Below are 18,687 nucleotides of genomic sequence, written 5' to 3'. Positions count from 1 at the left end.
AGCTCCGCACCTCGGCCAGGAAGGCGCCGACCGCCTCCTGCAGGCTGTCGGTCTGCCGGCCCAGCGCGCCGGCGGCGCCGGTGAGCTGCGCGGCGACGCCCTGGGTCTCCTGGGCGCCATGCGTCAGGCCGGCGGCCAGCGCGCTGACCTTGCGGTTGCCCTCGGCGGCGTGGTGGATGCTGGCGGCGATCTCGCGCGTGGTCTGCCCCTGCTGCTCGACGGCGGCGGCGATGGCGGTGGAAACCTCGCCCACCGCCCCGATGGCGCGGGCGATGTTCTCGATCGCCGCCACCGCCTCGCGCGTCGCGTCCTGCACCTGGCCGATCTGGCCGCTGATCTCCTCCGTCGCGCGGGCGGTCTGGCTGGCCAGGTTCTTCACCTCGGAGGCGACGACGGCGAAGCCCTTGCCGGCCTCGCCGGCGCGCGCCGCCTCGATGGTGGCGTTCAGCGCCAGCAGGTTGGTCTGCCCGGCGATGCTGCTGATCAGCCCCACCACGTCGTCGATCCGCCTGGCGCCCTCGGCCAGCGCCTGCACCACCGTGTCCGTGCGGTGGGCGTCCTCCACCGCGCGCGCGGTCATCTGCGCCGAATGCGAGACCTGGCGGCGGATCTCGTCCACGGAGGCCGTCAGCTCCTGGGTGGCGCTGGCCACGGTCTGCACCGTGGTGCTGGCCTCCTGCGCCACCTCGGCCAGGGTGTGCGAGGCACCGCCCATCCGCCCGGCGGTGCCGGACATGACCTGCACCGCCTGGTCCAGCGCGCCGGCGGAGGCGCCGACGCCCTGCACCACGCCGCTCACCCGCGCCTCGAAGGTGCCGGCCAGGGCGTGCAGCGCCGCCTGCCGGCTGGCGCGTTCGGCGGTGGCGTAGCTCTCCAGCAGCACCTCCAGGTCCAGCCAGGCGACGCGCACCAGCGCGGCGCGCAGCCCGGCGGCCCGTCGCCGGGCGGCAAAGGGCCACAGGCGCCCCAGGCCGCGCGGCGCCAGCGCCTCCGCCAGCATGTCGGCCACGCCATGCGCCACGGTGGCGTGGCAGATGGTCACGGCGTATCCCGGCACGCCATGGCGGTAGAAGGCATCGGCCAGGGCGCGGGCGGAGGCGGTGAATCCCTCGTCCAGCTGACCGCTGGCCAGGCGCAGCCAGTGCGCCAGCCGCACGCGGTGCACCTCGGGCCGGGCCAGGGCGGACTGGATCTCGGGCCAGGGCGCGAAGCGGGCTTGCAGGCTCTCGATCAGCGAGGGCAGCCGCTGCTGCAACAGCGGCGCCTGGGCGCGCAGCGCCGAAAGGTCCGCTTCGCTCAGCTGGAAGGCGGCCAGCAGATTCGCGCGGGCCTGGGGTGTGTCCACGGGGGGTAGTCCTCGATGCGGGGAGGCAGCCTGATGGGCAGCCGGCTGGTCGCCGGCCGCCTGCACAAAGCGGAAGGAATGGCCAAGTTTCGGCTTATTGCCTCATCCGCACAAATAAACACCTCGTGGCGCCCCGGCCCGCCGCCCGGTAGGGGCGGCGCCGGGTTCAGGCAGCGCCGCGGTGCTGCATCCGGCGCTTGAGCAGGAAGACGCTGCCGCCGCCCGCCACCACGCAGACCACGTCGAGGGCCCAGCGCAGCAGCGCCTTGCCGGCCAGCACGAATTCCAGGCTGACCACCGCCATGCCGACGATCGTCATGGTGGGGATCAGGGCCAGCGCAATCATCACGCCGGTGGTCAGCACCGAGTGCTGCGCCGCGATGATCACCGCCCCGGCGGCCCCGGCCGCCAGCGAGACGAGCACCGAGGAGATCTCCGCCTTGGTCCAGTACTGCACCCAGTGCTGCTCGCCCAGGCTGGCGGCCGAGGGCGAGGCCATGCCCAGGAACAGCATGGCGAGGGCGGCGCCGAGGAGGAGGGCGGCATAGCCGCCGGCGGTGGATTTCAGCCCATGCAGCGTCGCCTGGTTCCGGCCGCCCAGCAGGCCGAAGGGCACGCGCAGGATCGGCTCGAAGCCGGGCGCGATGACCATGGCGCCGATGACGATGTGCAGCGTGTCGGTCCAGAGGCCCGCAGCGGCCACGACCCCGGCCAGGAACATCGCCAGCAGGAAGTTGCTGCCGATGTTGGTGTCCTGGCGCATCAGGGTGTTCATCTCCTCCCAGTCCGCCTCGTCATCCTCGCAGCTGATGGCGTCCTGGCCCTGGGCGGCGATCAGGCTGGAGGGGTTGCCGGTCGTCACCAGGCCGACCTCCGTGCCGATACCGTGCTCATCCAGCACCCGCCGGGCCGCCGCGAGACCTTGGTTGGTGGCCTGCACCGTGAGCACGTCGCCGGCCGGCTTGAGTGAGCCGCCACGCTGCAGGCCCAGCCCGATCACGCCTTCGCAGCCGCCAAGCCGGGCGGCCACCGCGTCGGTCCTTTCCGGAGGCAGCAGAATGGTGATGGTACGCGACATGCCGGCAGGCCTCCTTGATGGCGGGCGAGGAGCCGCCCGCCGCAGGAGAACCGCGCCAGCCAGGGCGGGTTCGGAAGCCGCCCCGGCGGCGGCGCCCTCAGCCGGCCGGCGCCCCGAAGCGCTTGGCGAACCAGAGGCGGTGGTGCCCCCGCGGCCGCCCTTCCAGCCGGCCGATCTCCTGGAAGCCGTGCTTGCGGTAGAAGGCCGGCGCCTGGAAGCTGCTGGTGTAGAGATGCGCCCCCACCGCGCTGAGGCGCCGCGCCTCGGCCTCGGCGGCGGCGAGCAGGGCGCTGCCGGTGCCCTGGCCGCGCAGGCTCTCATCGACCCAGAACTTGTCGATGAACAGCCAGTCCATCGTCACCTCGCCCACCAGCCCGGCGCGGATGACGCCCCCGGCATCCCGCCGCAGGAAGCAGAGCGGGTGCGCTTCCAGCGCCTCCGGCCGCGCCTCCATGGCGGCGCGGCGGTGCGTGGCGAGGCCGGCCAGCACCGCCTGCGCCTCCGGCCCCTTGTTGTCGGGGACCAGCTCGATCCCGGCCGCCAGGCTCATCCGCCGAAGCGCCCCCAGCCGGCGACGATGACGGTGAGCAGGCCGATGACGAGGTTGAGGGTGACGAGGCGGCGCACCTTGTCGGCCGCCGCGGCCGCCGCGGCATCCTGCCCGGCGGCGAGGGCGGCGCGCATCGCCTTCCAGGGCCCGAAGAAGATGGCCAGGAACACGGCCGACATGATCAGCCCTGTGAGATGCATGGTGTGGATGTGCCAGCCCGAGCCGGCGAAGCCGCCATACCAGCCGAACAGCAGCGCGTAGCCGCTGGCCAGCATCACCGGCATGGCATGCCACACCACCAGGAAGAAGCGGCGGTAGGCGCCCCCCAGCACGGCGAGCCGCTGCGGCCCGGGCAGCGTGGCCAGGCTCGGCCGCAGCGCCAGGATCGCGAAAGCCATGCCCCCGACCCAGAGCACGGCCCCCAGCAGGTGCAGCACATAGACAAGCGTCATCCCGGTCATTCCTTGCGGTGGTCCTCGATGGCGCGCGCCAGGGCACGCGCCTCGTCGGCGGCGGTACCACGCGGCGCGGCTTCCGCCACCCCCAGCCCCTGCGCGAAGGCGCTGGCGAAGGCGGTGCGGTTGCCCAGCGTGGGTGCCAGCACCGGCAGGCCGCGCCGCGCCAGCTCGGCGGCGATCTCGTCGCGCAGGCGGCCGCTGGGGGGCACGCGGTTCATCAGCAGCCGCACCGGGCGCCGCTCGGCGGCCGCCACATCCAGCGTCGCGTCCATCGCCCAGAGATCGGCATGCGAGGGCTGCAGCGGCACCAGCACCAGGTCGGCCGCGCGGATGGCGATACGCGAATCGGTATCGGCGTGCGGCGGCGTGTCGATGATCAGGAAGTCGTGTTCACGGCGCAGCCGGTCCAGCGTGGCGGGCATGCGCCAGCCGGCCACCGCCTCGAAGCGCAGGGCGGCCGCCTGGGCGCGGCCCTGCCGCTCCTTGTTCCACCGCGCCAGGGTCTGCTGCGGGTCGCTGTCCAGCAAGGCCACGCCATGGCCGCTGGCCGCCAGCGCCGTCGCCAGGGTGGCCGCGACGGTCGATTTTCCGGCGCCGCCCTTGCGCTGCGCCACCGCCACCACGAGTGCCATCCCCAACCCTCCTGCCGCCCGACGCTGCCGCGCATCCTGCCCCGGCCGGCGCGTCGGGGCCAGTGGCATGGACGCCGCGCCGCCGCGACCCCACACTGTAAGGACTGGACACGCAGAGGAGTTCCGCCATGAGCGTCGACGACGTGACCCCGGGTGCCACCTGGGAAAGCCTGCGCACCGACCCGGACGCCGTGCTGGTGGATGTGCGCACCGATGCCGAATGGAATTTCGTCGGGCTGCCGGATCTCGGGGAGGCCGGCAAGCAGCCGGTGCTGATCCCCTGGCAGGTCTATCCCAGCATGCAGGTGAACGGCGCCTTCCCGGACCATCTGCGCAAGGCCGGGCTGACGCCGCTGAACAAGCTGTATTTCCTGTGCCGCTCCGGCGCGCGCAGCCTGGCGGCAGCGCAGGCGGCGAAGGCCGCCGGCTTCCAGCACGCCTACAACGTGGCGGACGGCTTCGAGGGGCCGCCGGACGCGGGCGGCCACCGCGGCACCGTGGCCGGCTGGAAAGCCGAGGGGCTGCCCTGGCGGCAGCGCTGAGCGGCGGAGGGGGCGGCCTGCCCCCTCAGTGCTGATGCGCCCGGCGCGTCTCGGCGGCCTTCTTCGCCGAGGCGGAGCGGGCCGCCGCCGGGCGGTGGGCCGAAGCCTCGCCGCCCTTTTGGCCGCCTTCATGCGCGGCGGCGTTGCTGTCCGGGTGGCCGCGGCCCGAGCCGCTCTTGTTGCCGCCGCCCGAATCCTTGTTCACGGTCGCCCAGGCGCGGCGCTCCGCCTCCTCCTCCGGCACGCCACGGGCCTCGTAGCTTTCCTCGATGTGCTCCGCCTTGCGCTTCTGCTTGTCCGTGTAGGCCGATTTGTCTCCACGCGGCATGGCCGGTCTCCTTCCGGCGAAGGAACGCCCGGCCCGCCGCGTGGTTCCCGCCTCAGCCTGCCCGCTCAACCACAGTTCGGCGTGTGCGCGGTGGCGTCGTGGCCGGGCAGGCCGGGCACGCCATAGCCGGGGAAGACGGTGTTCTCGGCGTCATCCGCCGCCGGCTTGCTGCCGAACCACTTCTCGGAGAGCTTGGCCACCGTGCCGTCCTGCTTCATGCACTCCAGCACGTTCTCCACCGCGTTGCGCAGCGCCGCATTGTCCTTGCGGAAGGGCGCGGCCCAGTGGGCGCGGGTCTCCTTGATGGTGAAGTCCGGCACCAGCATCGGCGCGCGCGTCGCGGCGTAGCGGATGGTGGTGTTGCCGCCCAGCGTGGCATAGACGCGGTTGGCGATGACGGCCTGCACCGCATCCGGCTGGCTGTCGAAGGTCTGCACGGTGAAGCCGTACCGCTCCGCGTTCTTCTGCGCCCAGGCGTCGTAGGCCGAGCCCTTGTTCACCGCGATGGCCTTGCCGCGGATGTCGTCGAGCGACTTGATCGGCGGCGTGCCCTTGCGGATGCCGAACTGGAACTCGGTGTAGAGATAGCCCTCGGTGAAGAGCAGGTTCTCGGCGCGCTCGGCCGTCACCGTCACCGGCGCGGCCAGGAAGTCGTAGCGCCCGGCGTTCAGCGCCGGCACCAGGCCGGAGAAGCTGGCGCTGTCGATGGTGACGGGGCGGTCCATGCGGCGCGCCACCTCGGTGAACAGGTCGACGTTGAAGCCCTGCACGCCGCCATCGAGCTTGGGGAAGGCGTGGGGGGCGAAGGTGCCGTCCACCGCCGTGCGCAGCGGCTGCTGGGCCCCTCCTTGCTGGGCGTGGGCGGCGCCGGAGAGCGCGGCCAGCGCCAGCGGCGCGGCAAGGAAGGCGGACAGGACAAGACGACGCATCGGCGAGACACTCCCTGAGGGCCGGGTTACGGCCGGAAATGGCCGCCCGGCTTGCAAGAAGCGTGCAACGGCACGCGCCCGGAGGGAAGGGGGCGCGCCCCCTTCCATGCCATTCAGGCGGCGGCCGCGAACTCCGGGTAGAGGCCGAGCAGCCCCGTCTCGGAGGCGTCGCAACGGCCGCGCTCCGTGATCAGCCCGGTGACGAGACGGGCCGGCGTCACGTCGAAGGCCGGGTTGAGGCCGGCGCTGCCGGGGGCGGCGGTGCGCACCGTCTCGACGCGGCCATCCCAGGTCTGGCCGGTGGTCTCCAGCACCTCGCGCGCGTCGCGCTCCTCGATCGGGATCTCGCGCACCCCGTCGCGCACGCTCATGTCCAGCGTGGAGTGCGGCAGCGCCACCCAGAAGGGCACGCCATTGTCGTGCGCCGCCAGCGCCTTCAGGTAGGTGCCGATCTTGTTGGCCACGTCGCCCTGGCGCGTCACCCGGTCGGTGCCCACCAGCACGATGTCCACCTCGCCATGCTGCATCAGATGGCCACCGGCATTGTCGGCGATGACGGTGTGCGGCACGCCGTGCTTGCCCAGCTCCCACGCCGTCAGCGCCGAGCCCTGGTTGCGCGGGCGCGTTTCGTCCACCCACACATGCACCGGCAGCCCGGCATCATGCGCCTGGTAGATGACGGAGAGCGCCGTGCCGTAGTCGACGGTGGCGATCCAGCCGGTGTTGCAATGGGTCAGCACGTTGATGGGCTTGCCCGGCTTGCGGGCGGCGATCGCCTGCAACAGAGGCAGCCCGTGCTGGCCGATGCGGCGGCAGGTCTCCACATCGTCCTCGGCGATGTCGGCCGCGGCGGCGTAGGCGGCGGCGGCACGGCTGCCTGCCGGCACCGGGCGCAGCGCGCGCAGCATGCGGTCCAGCGCCCAGCGCAGGTTGATGGCGGTGGGGCGGGTGCGGCCCAGCATGGCGGCCACGGCCTCCAGCGCCGCGTCCGAATCGTCGCGCCGCAGCGCCAGCGCCAGCCCGTAGGCGGCCACGGCCCCGATCAGCGGCGCGCCGCGCACCTGCATCGACTTGATGGCGTGCGCCACCTGCTTCTCGTCCACGAGGCGCAGGATCTCGACGGTCCAGGGCAGGCGGGTCTGGTCCAGAATGCGGACCGACCAGCCATCCTCGGGGTCAACCCAGACGCTGCGATAGGGAACGCCGTCGATCTTCATGGGGGGCAGGCTCCGTCCGTGTGGCCGCGCGCGGGCGGGGGGAGAATTCCGGCCCCCGCATATAGGCGCTTTGCCGCCGCCGCGTCATGTGAAGGGGGCGGGTCAGATCCGCTGGTGCAGGGCGCAGACCAGGGTGAAGAGACGGCGGGAGGTTTCGAAATCCAGCGTCACGCGGCCATCCAGCCGCTGGCAGAGCAGCTCGGCGCCCTCGTTGTGCAGGCCGCGCCGGCCCATGTCGATGGCCTGGATGCGTGCCTCGGAACCGCCTTCCGTCACCGCCTGCTCATGGCTGGCGACGACCATGTGGTAGTCCTTGATCAGCCGGCGGAACGGGCCGAGCGCCAGCGCGATGATGCGCAGCGGCGCATCGCGGGTGTCGTGGATGTCGAAGACCAGGCGGCCGTCGCGGACCTCCAGATGCAGCACATAGGGGCCGGGCGGCAGGCCGGTGGGGTCGAAGCGGTTGCCGGCCAGCAGGTCGGCCACCGCCTGGGCGCGGTCGGCCTCGGCATAGGGGTTGGGCAGGGGGGCGGTGTCCGGCAGGGCAATCCGCTCCAGCCGCTGGTCAGCCATCGCCACGCTGCACCGAGGGGTTTACCACCACGGGCTTGGCCGTGCCGTCGCGCCGGCGCACCACGGGGGCGTCGCCCTCGTTGCCGGTCAGGCCGAGGCGCAGCATCCACCCCACCACCGCGCCCTTGACCGGCCGCAGCGTGAGCATGGAGGCGATGGTGAAGAGCGGCAGCCACAGCGCCATGTGCAGCCACATCGGCGGCTCATAGGCCTTCTCGACCCAGAACACGACGGGGACGAAGAGGTGGCCGACGATGAAGATGGTGAAGTAGGGCGGCGCGTCGTCGGCGCGCAGGCGGCCCAGCTCGGCGCCGCAATGGCTGCATTCCGGCACCACGGTCAGATAGCCACGGAACACCTTGCCCTCGCCGCAGAACGGGCAGCGGTTCAGGGCGCCCCGCTTCAGCATGGTGGTGAGCGGCGGGAGCGGCACGGTATCGGTGGAGGCGGCGCGGTCTGGCTCCCAGCGCTCGGGCGGGCGATCCATGGGCATGGTCCTGGCTTTATCGTTTTCAGCCCTGTCGCCGGGCATTTCGTGTGCGGTGCAATAACCGCATGTCCGGCCCCGGCGATCAAGAGCAGCCGCGCGAGCGGGGGCCTTGCGCGGTCGCAGGCTGGCGGAGGATATCTGGCAGATGGGCCATCGTATCCTCGTCATCAACCCGAACAGCTCGGAAAGCTGCACCCGCGGCATCGCCGAGAGCCTGGCGGAGTTCGCCCTGCCAGGGCGGCCGCCCTTCGAGGTGGTCTCGCTGCCCGGCGGTCCGCCCGCCATTGCCTCCTGGCGGGACTGGTACGGCGTGGCCGAGCCGCTCTGCCGCATGGTCGAGGCCGAGCCGGCGGCGGCCTACATCATCGCCTGCGTGTCCGACCCCGGGCTGGAGGCGGTGCGCAGCGTGACGCGGCGCCCGGTCTTCGGCCCGTTCCGCGCGGCGGTGGCGGCGGCGCTGGCGCGGGCGGAGCGCTTCGGCGTCATCGCCTTCGTCGAGGCGTCCAAGGCGCGGCAGCGGCGTGCGCTGCAGGCGATGGGAGCGGAGCAGCGCCTGGCCGCCAGCATCGCCCTCAACCTGCCGATGGAGACGCTGACCGACCCGCAGGCGGCGCGCGGCGCGCTGTGCGATACGGCGCGGGCCCTGGTGGCCGAGGGCGCCGAAGCCGTCATCCTGGGCTGCGCCGGCATGGCCGGGCACCGCGCGGCGGTCGAGGACGCTGCGGGCGTGCCGGTGATCGAGCCCTGCCAGGCGGCGGCGGTGCAGGCGCTGCTGGCGACAGGCTAGAGCCTACTCCGCTCGCACCGGCGCACAGAAAAGGCTCCGGCTCGTTGTTTTCACCAGCATCTTCACGCGATCAGGCAAAGCAGCCTGCTCGCGCTCTGCTCCAGGGGGCGGCGGCATTCGGCGAGCTGGGGAGGCCTCTTCCCGTCTCGCCCGGCGCCGCTCCTAGCGCCGCTGTCCGCACATGCCGGCGGCGGCGGCCTCAACCGTCATCATCGTCGTTATCCCGCCCGCGCCGGCCGCGGCGGTCCTCATCATCGTCGTCATCATCCCGGTCGTCATCATCCCGGTCGTCGTCATCGTCGTCCCGGTCGCGGCGGCGATCGGACAGCCAGCCGCGACTGCGGCGGCCATCGTCATCGTCGTCGTCGTCCGCCCGGGCGGGCGCCAGCGGCAGCAGCAGGCCGCCCATCAGCAGCAGGCCGAACCGGCGGCGGGTCTGGAATTCATCAGCCATGGGATCACCTCCACCGCCGAGATGGCGATGGAGGCGCGGCAAGGCTGCGGCGGTGGCGGCCCTGTTTCCGCCACCTTGCGGAAAGTTTACTCGGCGGCGCGGGCGGCGGGCTGCCACTCGGCCGGCGCCACGCTGCCTGTCTGCTCGACGATGCGGCCATAGGCCTCGGGGCGGCGGTGGGCGGCGAAGTTGAAGATGCTGGTGCGGCCCAGCGTGCACTGGTCCAGGTCGCAATCGGCCACGATCAGCTCGTCATCCCAGCTCGTCGCCTGGGCCATGATCTCGCCCTGCGGGTTGACGATGATGGAATGGCCGAACAGCTCGCAGCCATCCTCGACGCCCGCCTTGGCCACGCCCACGCCGAAGCAGGCATTCTGGTAGCAGCCGGCCTGGATGGAGAGGTGGGAGTGCAGCACCCGCAGGTGGTGCGCCTCGAAGCCCTTGGCGTCCTGGTTGATGGAGGGCGTGTTGTAGCCCAGCATCACCAGCTCCACCTGCTGCAGGCCGAGCACGCGCCAGGCCTCCGGCCAGCGGCGGTCGTTGCAGATCAGCATGCCGATGTTCACCGGCCCGGCCTGGCCGATCGGCGCCCGCACCACGGGGAAGCCCAGATTGCCCACCTCGAAGTAGCGCTTCTCCAGGTGCTGCACCTTGCGCGCCGGGTCGAACTCGCGGTGCCCGGGCAGGTGCACCTTGCGGTACTTCAGCACCACCTCGCCCGAGGGATGCACATAGACGGCGGTGTTGAAGTGCCGCTTGCGCACCACCCCCGTCTCGTCTGCCTCGTAGGCGATCTCGGCATAGCCGAGGTGGAAGCCGATGTTGAACTTCCGCGCCGCCTCGAACAGCGGCGCCGTCTCGTTCGAGGGCAGCGCCTGCTCGTACCAGTGGTCGGCGGCGTTGATGTCCTCCTCGTACCAGCGCGGGAAGAAGGTGGTCAGCGCCAGCTCGGGGAAGACGACGACCTCGGCGCCGCGCCTGTGCGCGGTCTCCATCAGCCGCACCAGGCGGGCGACGACGGCCGCGCGCGGCTCGGCTTTCTGGATGGGACCGAGCTGGGCGGCGGCGACGGTGAGGCGGCGGGACATGCGGGCTCTCCTCGGCTTCAGTTGCTGGCGGGGCTTCAGTTGCTGGCGGGGGGCAGGGGGTCGATGAAATCGGCCGCGTAGTCCTCCTGCACCGAGGCCACGGCCTGCATGAAGGCTTCGTCCCAGGAATCCTCGAAGGCTTCCATCAGCGCCACGGCGGCCGCCTCGGTCTTCAGCATGGCCAGGCGCTCCTGACCGGCGATCCAGACGGAGAAATTGCCGTCCTTCTCCTCGCGCACCTCAAACATCGCGCTTTCCTCTGTCTTGCGCCCCTTCGGGGCCGGTGTCGTTCTCGGGTGAGGGCGGCGTCAGCAGCCGGTAGGCGACGCGCCCGGCCAGCAGCGCGAACAGGCCGCCGCCGAGCGCGAGCGGCAGGCTGGTGCCGGGCCCGGTGAGCCAGATCCAGAGGGCGAAGGCTCCGACCGTCGCCCCGGCCACCAGCAGGCCGCGCATCAGCCGAGCACGCTCTCGCGGTGCTGGCGCGGCACGAAGCGGCCCTGCCCGGGCTTCGCCGTCACCGTGGCGCCATCCCACACCTGCGCGCCGCGCAGATAGGTGGCGGCCACGCGCGCCTTCATCGGCCGGCCATGATAGGGCGACCAGCGGGCATCCGGCCGGTCCTGGATGCTGGCCTCGTCGAAGATGAAGTCGCCTTCCTCCATCACCAGAAGGTCGGCGTCCGAGCCGAGGCGGATGGCGCCCTTCTTCGGGAACAGCCCGTGGTAGCGGGCGGTATTCTCGGCGCAGTACTTCGCCATCAGCGTCAGCGGCAGGCCGCGCTCGACCAGCATGGAATACATCAGCGGCGCGTAGCTCTGCATGCCGGTGAGGCCCGCGCCGCAGGCGAAGATGTCGTCGCCGAGCTTCTTCTCGCGCTGCCAGGGGGCGTGGTCGGTGGAGACATAGGCCATCTTGCCGGCCACCAGCGCCGCCCACATGCGCTCCACCTCCTCGGCCGTGCGGAAGGGCGGGTTGCACTTGCCGAAGCCCTTGAGGCGGACGAGGTCCTCCTCCGTCATGCAGAGATACTGGATGCAGGCCTCGCCGCTGGCCTTCGCCCCCATGGCGCGGAAGCTCTCGGCGATCTCGAAGCCGCGGGCCACGGAGGAATGGGCGATGTGCACATGCGCCCCCGTCTCCAGCCCGATCTCGAAGATCTCGAGGTCGGCCATGGTCTCGGCCAGCGGCGGGCGGGTGCGGGCGTGCATGATCGGGTCCACCCGGCCGCTGGCCTTCGCCTCGGCGGTCAGGCGCTCGACCAGCTCCTGGTCCTCGTTGTGGACGGCCACCATCAGCCCGGTCTTGGCGATCTCGCGGAAGGCGGCGACCATGGTCGGGTGGTCGATGCGCGGGAAGCGCACCGCGTCGTACTCATAGGTGGAGAGCTTGAAGGCGGAGGCGCCCGCCTCGGCCAGCCCGGCGACTTCGTCGATGCCGCCGGTCTTGCGGATGGTGCCGTAGAGCGCGACGTCCACATGCGAGAGCTGGTGCACCGCCTCCACCTTCTCGTGGAAGATGGCGGCCGAGGTGACGGCGCGCGGGATGTCGTAGGGCATGTCGCACACCGTGGTCACGCCGCCGGCGGCGGCGGACATGGTGGCACCCTCGATGCCGGGCCAGCCGATGGCGCTGCCGGTGTGCATGTGGCCATCCACCAGCCCGGGCAGGATGGTGCGGCCGGAGAAATCGTCCACCTGCTTCGCCGGGGGCAACTCGCCCGCGCCGATCGCCGCGATGCTCTCGCCGCGCACCGCGACATAGCCATCCTTCAGGATGCCGTCCGGGAGCACGAGGTTGCCGCGCAGGACGCGGTCGTAGGGAAGCTGCATGGCCGGGAGGTCCGCCTCGCTCGGGTTGAGGAACGCGGCGGGCAGACTAGGCCCGGCCCGGCCTCCCCTCAACCGGGCGCGGCGCGGATTCGCGCCCGGCGCCGCCCGGGAGGCGGGCCGGGCTCCGGGAGCCTCAGGGCGAGATCACCATGCAGGGGCCGCGCACCTGCCGGCAGATGCGGCGCGCCTGGGCGGCGGAGAGGTCCGTGACCTGGGCGCGCCAGAAGCGCTTGCCATCCACCCGCACCGCCTGCACCCGGGCGGTGCCGGGGCCGCGCGCCGCGCGGCCGGCCACCTGGCGGGCCGTGCCGCTGTCGGCGAAGGCGCCGACCTGCGCCACCCAGTCGCCGCCACGCGGGGCGGGGCGGGGGGTGCGGCTGGCCGCCGGCGTGGCCGGCTTGATGGACGGCTTCACCGCCCGCGCCACGGGGGCGGCCATCGGCGCCGCCTGCGCCGCGCCTACGAGGCGGGCACCGCCCATGGACGGCCCCCGCGCCATCAGCATGTCGGGCGGCAGGCCGCGCCGGGCCTCGGCGAAGCCGCGGTCGAGCAGCGCCATCACATGGTCGTCGCGCTCGCGGCTGTTGGCGCCGCCGAACACCACGGCCACCAGCCGCGTGCCCTGGCGCTCGGCGCTGGCCGCCAGGTTGAAGCCGCTGGCGCGGATGTAGCCGGTCTTGATGCCGTCCGCCCCGTCATACTCGGTGAGCAGGCGGTTGTGGTTTCCCATGCTCTGCCCGGCGTAGCGGAAGCTGCGGGCGCTGAAATAGGCGTAGCGCCCGGGGAAGTCGTGGATCAGCGCGCGGCTGAGGATCGACATGTCGCGCGCCGTGGTCACCTGGTTGGCGTCCGGCAGGCCGGAGGCGTTGCGGAAGCTGGTGTTGCGCATGCCCAGCGCCTGCGCCTTGCGCGTCATCATGCGGCCGAACTGCACCTCGCTGCCCTGCGCCAGATACTCGCCGAGCGCGGCGGCGGCGTCGTTGGCCGACTTGGTGACCAGCGCCATGACGGCATCCCGCACCGCGATGCTGCCGCCCGCCTTCAGCCCCAGCTTCGAGGGCTCCTGCCCCGCCGCGTGGCGCGAGACGGGGATGCGCGTGCTGGCCGAGACGCGGCCGCGCTCCATCGCCTCGAACACCATGTAGAGCGTCATCATCTTGGTCAGCGAGGCCGGGTAGCGCGGCTCGTCGGCGTTGATCGCCAGCAGCTCCTCGCCCGTGCCGGCGTCGACGACGATGGCGGCGTAGCGGCTGCCGCCGATCTGCGCCCGGGCGGGCGCGGTTGACAGGACAAGCAGGGCCGCGGCGAGCAGTGCGAAGATGCCCGCGCGGCATCGTTGTGTGATGCCGTTCTCCAGCATGATGGCCTTCCCCCTCTGCGCGGCCGCGGCACCGCCCCCGGTGCCTCCGCCGCGCATCCCCCAGGAGCCCCGCCGGCAGGCGCCGCCGGGGCCGAGGCCGGGCCACGCAACCTGCACATCCGGCGCACCGGCCCGGGTGTGAACGGGCCGTGTGCCGGGCGTGCAGGGTCCCCTGCATGGCCTGGCCGCGCGCACAATGCCGACATGCCGCCTGAGAAGAAAGCGCTTATGGCCTGATCGCGCAGGAAAATCGGCGTGTGGAGCGTTGCGGCGCGATGGCGGGGCACAAATCCGCCGCCGGCCAGGGACGTACGCTCACACACCAGGCCTGAGCGGGGCGGGGCCGTTGAACACCTGCCGGGCGACGCGCAGCACATCCTCCGCCGCCTCGCTCTGCCGCTCCTCGTTCCAGGCCAGCGCCACGCCGACGGCGCGGATCGGCCCGCGCAATTCGCGGAACACCACGCCCGGCGGGTGGATGCGCGCCATGCCGGAGGAAACCAGCGCGACGCCAAGGCCGGAGGCGACGAAGCCGAGCTGCGCCATCGCCGAGCCGACCTCGCGCACGCCGCGCGGCTCGAATCCGGCGGCGCGGCAGGCGGCCACCAGCGCGTCGAAATAGGCCGGGCTGATCGAGCGCGGCAGGGTGAGCAGCGGCGCGCCGGCCAGCGCCGAGAGCGGCAGCGCCTCGGGGTAGGCGGCGAGCAGCGGGTGGCCCTCGGGCAGCGCCGCCACCAGCATGTCCTCGCCGAGCGGCAGCACGCGCACCGGCGGGCGGTCGCGGTCCAGGCGCAGCAGCGCGATGTCCACCTCGCCGCGGCGCAGCGCCTCCACCGCGTCGGCCGTGTCCATCTCGCGCACGGCGATCGCGGCCTCGGGGCGCGCGGCGCGCAGCGCCCGCACCAGCGGGGGGAGGTGGTCGAACAGGCCGGAGGTGACGCAGGCGAGGGCCACCGGCGCGTGCCGCCCGGCGCGCAGCTCGCGCGCCAGCGCCTCCAGCGCGCCGGCATCCTCCGCCACGCGGCGCGCCAGCGGCAGCAGCGCCTCGCCTTCGCGCGTCGGCCGCGCGCCCTTGCGGGTGCGCTCCAGCAGCCGCACGCCAAGCTCCGCCTCCAGCGCCTGGATCTGTGCGGTGAGCGGCGGCTGCGACAGGCCGAGCCGCGCGGCGGCGCGGCCGAAATGGCCCTCCTCGGCGACGGCGAGGAAATGCCCGAGGCGGCGGAGGAGTCGGAAATCCATCGGCGATACGGAAAAGCTATCGTGCCGCGCCGTCAATCGGAATGGACGATGGCGTGGACGCGGCGCACAACAGCGCCACCATTCCACACGGATGAGGGAGAACGCCCGCCCATGAAGAAACACCCCGTCAAGGTCCACCCCTCCAAGGCGCTGCTGCCGCGCGAGGAGCAGCTGGCCTGGAAGATCGCCGGCGTCGCCGCCGACAAGGTGGCGGTGCAGAAGCCGGTGGCCGAGATGATCATCAACCGCATCATCGACAACGCGGCGGTGGCGATCGCGGCGATCAACCGCTCCGCCCCCACCACCGCGCGCACCATGGCGCTGGGCCATCCGAAGAAGGGCGGCGCCACGGTGTTCGGCCTGCCGGCGTCGAAGGAGATCTCGCCGGAATGGGCGGCCTGGGCGAACGGCACGGCGGTGCGCGAGCTCGACATGCACGACACCTTCCTCGCCGCCGACTATTCCCACCCGGGCGACAACATCCCCCCCGTGCTGGCGGTCGCGCAGACCATGGGCCGCTCGGGCAAGGACCTGATCCGCGGCCTGGCCACCGGCTACGAGATCCAGGTGGACCTGGTGCGCGCCATCTGCCTGCACGAGCACAAGGTGGACCATATCGCCCATCTCGGGCCTTCGGCGGCGGCGGGCATCGGCACGCTGCTCGGGCTGAAGCAGGAGGTGATCTACCAGGCGGTGCAGCAGGCGCTGCACACCACCATCACCTTCCGCCAGAGCCGCAAGGGCGAGATCTCCTCCTGGAAGGCTTTTGCCCCCGCCCATGCCGGCAAGCTGGCGGTGGAGGCGGTGGACCGCGCCATGCGCGGCGAGGGCGCGCCGAGCCCGATCTACGAGGGCGAGGATTCGGTCATTGCCTGGGTGCTGTCGGGGCGGAGCAACCGCGCCGACGTCTATGGCCCGACCTACTACGAGGTGCCGCTGCCGGAGAAGGGCGAGCCCAAGCGCGCCATCCTCGACACCTACACCAAGGAGCACTCGGCCGAGTACCAGAGCCAGGCGCTGATCGACCTCGCCTTCAAGCTGCGCGAGCAGATCCCGGACCAGGAGGCGATCGAGAAGATCGTCATCCACACCTCCCACCACACCCACTACGTCATCGGCACCGGGGCCAACGACCCGCAGAAGATGGACCCCAAGGCCAGCCGCGAGACGCTGGACCACTCCATCATGTACATCTTCGCCGTCGCCCTGCAGGACGGGCGCTGGCACCATGTGGACAGCTACGCGCCGAAGCGCGCGGGGCGGGCCGACACGGTGCGGCTGTGGCACAAGATCGAGACGCGCGAGGACCCGGAGTGGACCCGCCGCTACCACTCGACCGACCCGGACGAGAAGGCCTTCGGCGCGCGCGTCGAGATCATCTTCAAGGACGGCACGAGGCTGGTGGACGAGATGGCGGTGGCCAACGCCCACCCGCTGGGGTCGAAGCCCTTCGGCCGCGAGGACTATATCCGCAAGTTCGAGATCCTGACCGAGGGGCTGATCACCCCGCGCGAGAGCCGCCGCTTCCTGGAGGTGGTGCAGGACCTGCCGCGCCTGGAGGCCGGCGAGCTGCACCTGCTCAATGTCAGCCTGCCGCGCGGCGCGCTGGCCGAGGGCAAGCCGGGCATCTTCTGACCCGCCGCTGCTGATCCTCCGCCGGCCGGGGCGCGCCACCATGCGCCCCGGCCTCTCCTCTGCCTGGCCCGCCCGACAAGAACACCAAGGAAGGAACGACACCCATGAGCGACACCCAGCCCGAGATCCGCAAGGGCCTGGTCGGCGTCATCGCCGATGTCTCCGCCGTCTCGAAGGTGATGCCGGAGACCAACAGCCTGACCTATCGCGGCTACGCGGTGCAGGATCTCGCCGAGCAGTGCAGCTTCGAGGAGGTGGCCTACCTGCTGTGGAACGGCGAGCTGCCCAATGCCGCGCAGCTGGCCGAGTTCCGGCGCGAGGAGGCCTCGCAGCGCGGCATCAGCCCGGCGCTGCACCAGGTCATCCAGGCCTTCCCGCACGATGCCCACCCGATGGACGCGATCCGCACCGCGGTGAGCTTCCTCGGCATGGAGGACCCCGAGGCGGCAGATACCTCCGAGCCCGCCACGCGCCGCAAGGCGATGCGCCTGCTGGCCAAGATCCCGACCGCCATCGCCGCCGCGCACCGCGCCGCCAAGGGGCAGGCGCCGGTGGAGCCGGACCCGAAGCTCACCTTTGCCGAGAACTTCTTCCATGTCGTGTTTGGTAAGGTTCCGCAGCCCGAGGTGGTGAAGGCCTTCGACGTCTCGCTGATCCTCTACGCCGAGCACGGCTTCAACGCCTCCACCTTCACCGCCCGCACCGTGACCAGCACGGGCGCCGACCTGCACGGCGCCGTCACCGCCGGCATCGCCGCGCTGAAGGGGCCGCTGCATGGCGGCGCCAACGAGGCGGTGATGCACATGCTGGCCGAGATCGGCGAACCGTCGAAGGCGGTGGCGTGGCTGGAGGGCAAGTTCGACCACAAGGCGCTGGTGATGGGCTTCGGCCACCGCGTCTACAAGAATGGCGACAGCCGCGTGCCCACCATGACCAAGTATGCCGAGAAGATGGCCGAGGTGGTGGGCGACCGCCGCTGGATGGAGATGAGCCGCCTGCTGGCCGGCGCCATGCTGGAGCGGAAGAACATCCACCCCAACCTCGACTTCCCCGCCGGCCCCGCCTACCACCTGATGGGCTTCGACATCCCGCTCTTCACGCCGATCTTCGTCGCCAGCCGCATCACCGGATGGGCGGCGCATGTCATCGAGCAGGCGGCGGACAACCGCCTCATCCGCCCGCTCTCGCACTACACGGGGGCCGCGCAGCGCAGCGTGCCGGCGCTCTCGGCGCGCGGCTGATTCACTTTCGTTAAAGGCCTCCGCAGCAGGAACGCGGCGCCGGGTGACGGCGCCGCGTTCGCCGTTCCGGGTCATCGCACTTTCCACGGCCCGCTATTGCAACGGTATCTGGCGGATTTCGTTGACAAGCAGATTGCGCGTGAAGATAGCGTGTTGCCGTCGCGTACCGGTTCCGCGCGATTCGCACGATCCATGTCAAGAGACGACGTGCGTTTCGGATGCCGGCGAGAGCGGCATGGTTCGGAAGGACAGCTCGCATGGGCGGCCAGACAGGGCACCACACCGCGAAGGGCCATCGGCCAATCGGGTGCGGAGCCTTTTCGTCGCGCCCGCTGCGGCCAGGGCTTTCCGGAGCGTGCAGCGCAGGCGGCAGGGCGAAGGCGGTGCGAGGCTGCCCCGCCACGCCGGGCGGCATCGGTTGATAAGAGACAAGGAGTCCAGCACATGAGCGAAGACAACACCGGCAGCCCGCCCCGCGCGCTGCCCATGGCGATGAGCACCAGCCGACGCAGCGCCGCCACGCGGAAGGCGAGCACCGCAGGCCGCAAGGCGCCGGCCAAGGCCACGGCCGCGGCCAAGAAGCCCGCCACGCGCGGCACCGCCAAGGCGGCCGCCAGCAAGACCACGGCGAAGAAGCCGGCGGCCAAGACGACCGCGAAGCCCGCCACCCGCAAGGCCGCCGCGCCGAAGGCAACCGCGACGCGCAAGAGCGCCGCCGCCGGCAAGACCACGACGACGCGCAAGGCCGCGACGACGCGCAAGGCCGCCGCGCCGAAGGCGACCGCGACGCGCAAGAGCGCCGCCGCTGCCAAGAGCACGACGACGCGCAAGGCCGCCGCGCCGAAGGCGGCCGCGACGCGCAAGAGCGCCGCCGCTGCCAAGAGCACGACGACGCGCAAGGCCGCCGCGCCG

At 72.1% G+C, this 18,687-nt stretch carries 22 protein-coding genes; 5 read left to right on the top strand and 17 right to left on the bottom strand.

Going from position 1 to position 18,687, the window contains the following annotated elements; translation table 11 throughout:
• The 5 genes from ACZJYS_RS13685 to parA form a co-directional block, all read right to left on the bottom strand.
• Positions 1-1,345: methyl-accepting chemotaxis protein (locus ACZJYS_RS13685; protein ID WP_493178957.1), on the bottom strand; the 1,345-nt coding region annotated here is incomplete at its 3' end.
• Positions 1,346-1,511: 166 nt separating this feature from the next.
• Positions 1,512-2,423, bottom strand: a complete 912-nt coding sequence (locus tag ACZJYS_RS13680) for a DUF389 domain-containing protein (protein ID WP_493178955.1) — start codon at positions 2,421-2,423, stop codon at positions 1,512-1,514.
• A 97-nt stretch (positions 2,424-2,520) separates the two neighbouring features.
• The gene (locus ACZJYS_RS13675; protein ID WP_493178953.1) at positions 2,521-2,973 is read right to left on the bottom strand and encodes a GNAT family N-acetyltransferase; all 453 of its coding nucleotides are present in this window, start codon (positions 2,971-2,973) and stop codon (positions 2,521-2,523) included.
• Entirely contained in the window at positions 2,970-3,425 is a 456-nt protein-coding gene (locus tag ACZJYS_RS13670; RefSeq protein WP_379650881.1) for a CopD family protein, read from the bottom strand. The genes ACZJYS_RS13675 and ACZJYS_RS13670 overlap by 4 nt, the downstream gene beginning before the upstream one ends.
• 5 nt (positions 3,426-3,430) lie before the next feature.
• Positions 3,431-4,063, bottom strand: coding sequence for a ParA family partition ATPase (parA, locus tag ACZJYS_RS13665; RefSeq protein WP_493178950.1), 633 nt, complete (start codon positions 4,061-4,063; stop codon positions 3,431-3,433).
• Positions 4,064-4,191: 128 nt separating this feature from the next.
• Here parA and ACZJYS_RS13660 point away from each other — a divergent pair, with 128 nt between their 5' ends.
• Positions 4,192-4,605, top strand: a complete 414-nt coding sequence (locus tag ACZJYS_RS13660; protein WP_109514960.1) for a rhodanese-like domain-containing protein — start codon at positions 4,192-4,194, stop codon at positions 4,603-4,605.
• 25 nt (positions 4,606-4,630) lie between these two features.
• On the opposite strand, the gene ACZJYS_RS13655 is transcribed toward ACZJYS_RS13660, so the two are convergent.
• The 5 genes from ACZJYS_RS13655 to ACZJYS_RS13635 form a co-directional block, all read right to left on the bottom strand.
• Positions 4,631-4,933 (bottom strand): plasmid stabilization protein, encoded by a 303-nt coding sequence (locus ACZJYS_RS13655; RefSeq protein ID WP_109514961.1) that lies wholly within the window; start codon positions 4,931-4,933, stop codon positions 4,631-4,633.
• A 65-nt stretch (positions 4,934-4,998) separates the two neighbouring features.
• A complete protein-coding gene (locus ACZJYS_RS13650) occupies positions 4,999-5,862 on the bottom strand; it encodes a transporter substrate-binding domain-containing protein (protein WP_493178946.1) in 864 nt (287 codons plus the stop codon).
• Between the two features lie 113 nt (positions 5,863-5,975).
• On the bottom strand, positions 5,976-7,079 hold the full coding sequence (gene mtnA, locus ACZJYS_RS13645; RefSeq protein WP_493178944.1) for an S-methyl-5-thioribose-1-phosphate isomerase: 1,104 nt from the start codon (positions 7,077-7,079) through the stop codon (positions 5,976-5,978).
• 102 nt (positions 7,080-7,181) lie between these two features.
• On the bottom strand, positions 7,182-7,652 hold the full coding sequence (locus ACZJYS_RS13640; RefSeq protein WP_109514964.1) for a UPF0262 family protein: 471 nt from the start codon (positions 7,650-7,652) through the stop codon (positions 7,182-7,184).
• A complete protein-coding gene (locus ACZJYS_RS13635) occupies positions 7,645-8,139 on the bottom strand; it encodes a DUF983 domain-containing protein (RefSeq protein ID WP_181377946.1) in 495 nt (164 codons plus the stop codon). Before ACZJYS_RS13635 ends, ACZJYS_RS13640 begins: the two co-directional genes overlap by 8 nt.
• A 148-nt stretch (positions 8,140-8,287) precedes the next feature.
• Here ACZJYS_RS13635 and ACZJYS_RS13630 point away from each other — a divergent pair, with 148 nt between their 5' ends.
• Positions 8,288-8,929 carry an aspartate/glutamate racemase family protein gene (locus tag ACZJYS_RS13630; protein WP_109514966.1) on the top strand — a complete coding sequence of 214 codons (642 nt, stop codon included), beginning with the start codon at positions 8,288-8,290 and terminating at the stop codon, positions 8,927-8,929.
• Positions 8,930-9,128: 199 nt separating this feature from the next.
• Here the strand turns inward: ACZJYS_RS13630 and ACZJYS_RS13625 are convergent, their stop codons facing one another.
• From ACZJYS_RS13625 to ACZJYS_RS13595, 7 genes are all read right to left on the bottom strand, one after another.
• Complete coding sequence (locus ACZJYS_RS13625) at positions 9,129-9,383, bottom strand: hypothetical protein (protein WP_493178941.1); 255 nt, start codon at positions 9,381-9,383, stop codon at positions 9,129-9,131.
• 86 nt (positions 9,384-9,469) lie between these two features.
• A complete protein-coding gene (locus tag ACZJYS_RS13620) occupies positions 9,470-10,471 on the bottom strand; it encodes an N-carbamoyl-D-amino-acid hydrolase (protein ID WP_493178939.1) in 1,002 nt (333 codons plus the stop codon).
• 35 nt (positions 10,472-10,506) lie between these two features.
• A complete protein-coding gene (locus tag ACZJYS_RS13615; RefSeq protein ID WP_109514969.1) occupies positions 10,507-10,719 on the bottom strand; it encodes a hypothetical protein in 213 nt (70 codons plus the stop codon).
• Positions 10,712-10,924 (bottom strand): hypothetical protein, encoded by a 213-nt coding sequence (locus tag ACZJYS_RS13610; protein WP_109514970.1) that lies wholly within the window; start codon positions 10,922-10,924, stop codon positions 10,712-10,714. Before ACZJYS_RS13610 ends, ACZJYS_RS13615 begins: the two co-directional genes overlap by 8 nt.
• Positions 10,924-12,300, bottom strand: coding sequence for a dihydroorotase (locus ACZJYS_RS13605; protein WP_493178935.1), 1,377 nt, complete (start codon positions 12,298-12,300; stop codon positions 10,924-10,926). The genes ACZJYS_RS13610 and ACZJYS_RS13605 overlap by 1 nt, the downstream gene beginning before the upstream one ends.
• Before the next feature lie 133 nt (positions 12,301-12,433).
• A complete protein-coding gene (locus ACZJYS_RS13600; protein ID WP_109514972.1) occupies positions 12,434-13,660 on the bottom strand; it encodes a D-alanyl-D-alanine carboxypeptidase family protein in 1,227 nt (408 codons plus the stop codon).
• Positions 13,661-13,975: 315 nt separating this feature from the next.
• Positions 13,976-14,899 carry a LysR family transcriptional regulator gene (locus tag ACZJYS_RS13595; protein ID WP_109514973.1) on the bottom strand — a complete coding sequence of 308 codons (924 nt, stop codon included), beginning with the start codon at positions 14,897-14,899 and terminating at the stop codon, positions 13,976-13,978.
• A 111-nt stretch (positions 14,900-15,010) separates the two neighbouring features.
• Between ACZJYS_RS13595 and ACZJYS_RS13590 the strand changes: the two genes are divergently transcribed.
• The 3 genes from ACZJYS_RS13590 to ACZJYS_RS13580 form a co-directional block, all read left to right on the top strand.
• Positions 15,011-16,534 (top strand): MmgE/PrpD family protein, encoded by a 1,524-nt coding sequence (locus ACZJYS_RS13590; RefSeq protein ID WP_493178932.1) that lies wholly within the window; start codon positions 15,011-15,013, stop codon positions 16,532-16,534.
• A gap of 104 nt (positions 16,535-16,638) precedes the next feature.
• Positions 16,639-17,775: a bifunctional 2-methylcitrate synthase/citrate synthase gene (locus ACZJYS_RS13585; protein WP_493178930.1), complete on the top strand. Its 1,137-nt coding sequence runs from the start codon at positions 16,639-16,641 to the stop codon at positions 17,773-17,775.
• A gap of 444 nt (positions 17,776-18,219) precedes the next feature.
• Positions 18,220-18,687 (top strand): hypothetical protein (locus tag ACZJYS_RS13580; RefSeq protein ID WP_493178928.1); only part of this gene is annotated, 468 nt, incomplete at its 3' end.

The organism is Roseomonas sp. TS2, from assembly GCF_058833935.1.
Note: the sequence above shows the minus strand (reverse complement) of the source record. Positions and strands in the feature narration are given on the sequence as shown.

Bases quoted from the DNA above. Each gene is read 5' to 3' on its own strand.
- ACZJYS_RS13680 (WP_493178955.1), bottom strand. From the start codon at position 2,423: ATGTCGCGTACCATCACCATTCTGCTGCCTCCGGAAAGGACCGACGCG.
- ACZJYS_RS13675 (WP_493178953.1), bottom strand. From the start codon at position 2,973: ATGAGCCTGGCGGCCGGGATCGAGCTGGTCCCCGACAACAAGGGGCCG.
- ACZJYS_RS13670 (WP_379650881.1), bottom strand. From the start codon at position 3,425: ATGACGCTTGTCTATGTGCTGCACCTGCTGGGGGCCGTGCTCTGGGTC.
- parA (WP_493178950.1), bottom strand. From the start codon at position 4,063: ATGGCACTCGTGGTGGCGGTGGCGCAGCGCAAGGGCGGCGCCGGAAAA.
- ACZJYS_RS13660 (WP_109514960.1), top strand. From the start codon at position 4,192: ATGAGCGTCGACGACGTGACCCCGGGTGCCACCTGGGAAAGCCTGCGC.
- ACZJYS_RS13655 (WP_109514961.1), bottom strand. From the start codon at position 4,933: ATGCCGCGTGGAGACAAATCGGCCTACACGGACAAGCAGAAGCGCAAG.
- ACZJYS_RS13650 (WP_493178946.1), bottom strand. From the start codon at position 5,862: ATGCGTCGTCTTGTCCTGTCCGCCTTCCTTGCCGCGCCGCTGGCGCTG.
- mtnA (WP_493178944.1), bottom strand. From the start codon at position 7,079: ATGAAGATCGACGGCGTTCCCTATCGCAGCGTCTGGGTTGACCCCGAG.
- ACZJYS_RS13640 (WP_109514964.1), bottom strand. From the start codon at position 7,652: ATGGCTGACCAGCGGCTGGAGCGGATTGCCCTGCCGGACACCGCCCCC.
- ACZJYS_RS13635 (WP_181377946.1), bottom strand. From the start codon at position 8,139: ATGGATCGCCCGCCCGAGCGCTGGGAGCCAGACCGCGCCGCCTCCACC.
- ACZJYS_RS13630 (WP_109514966.1), top strand. From the start codon at position 8,288: ATGGGCCATCGTATCCTCGTCATCAACCCGAACAGCTCGGAAAGCTGC.
- ACZJYS_RS13625 (WP_493178941.1), bottom strand. From the start codon at position 9,383: ATGGCTGATGAATTCCAGACCCGCCGCCGGTTCGGCCTGCTGCTGATG.
- ACZJYS_RS13620 (WP_493178939.1), bottom strand. From the start codon at position 10,471: ATGTCCCGCCGCCTCACCGTCGCCGCCGCCCAGCTCGGTCCCATCCAG.
- ACZJYS_RS13615 (WP_109514969.1), bottom strand. From the start codon at position 10,719: ATGTTTGAGGTGCGCGAGGAGAAGGACGGCAATTTCTCCGTCTGGATC.
- ACZJYS_RS13610 (WP_109514970.1), bottom strand. From the start codon at position 10,924: ATGCGCGGCCTGCTGGTGGCCGGGGCGACGGTCGGAGCCTTCGCCCTC.
- ACZJYS_RS13605 (WP_493178935.1), bottom strand. From the start codon at position 12,300: ATGCAGCTTCCCTACGACCGCGTCCTGCGCGGCAACCTCGTGCTCCCG.
- ACZJYS_RS13600 (WP_109514972.1), bottom strand. From the start codon at position 13,660: ATGCTGGAGAACGGCATCACACAACGATGCCGCGCGGGCATCTTCGCA.
- ACZJYS_RS13595 (WP_109514973.1), bottom strand. From the start codon at position 14,899: ATGGATTTCCGACTCCTCCGCCGCCTCGGGCATTTCCTCGCCGTCGCC.
- ACZJYS_RS13590 (WP_493178932.1), top strand. From the start codon at position 15,011: ATGAAGAAACACCCCGTCAAGGTCCACCCCTCCAAGGCGCTGCTGCCG.
- ACZJYS_RS13585 (WP_493178930.1), top strand. From the start codon at position 16,639: ATGAGCGACACCCAGCCCGAGATCCGCAAGGGCCTGGTCGGCGTCATC.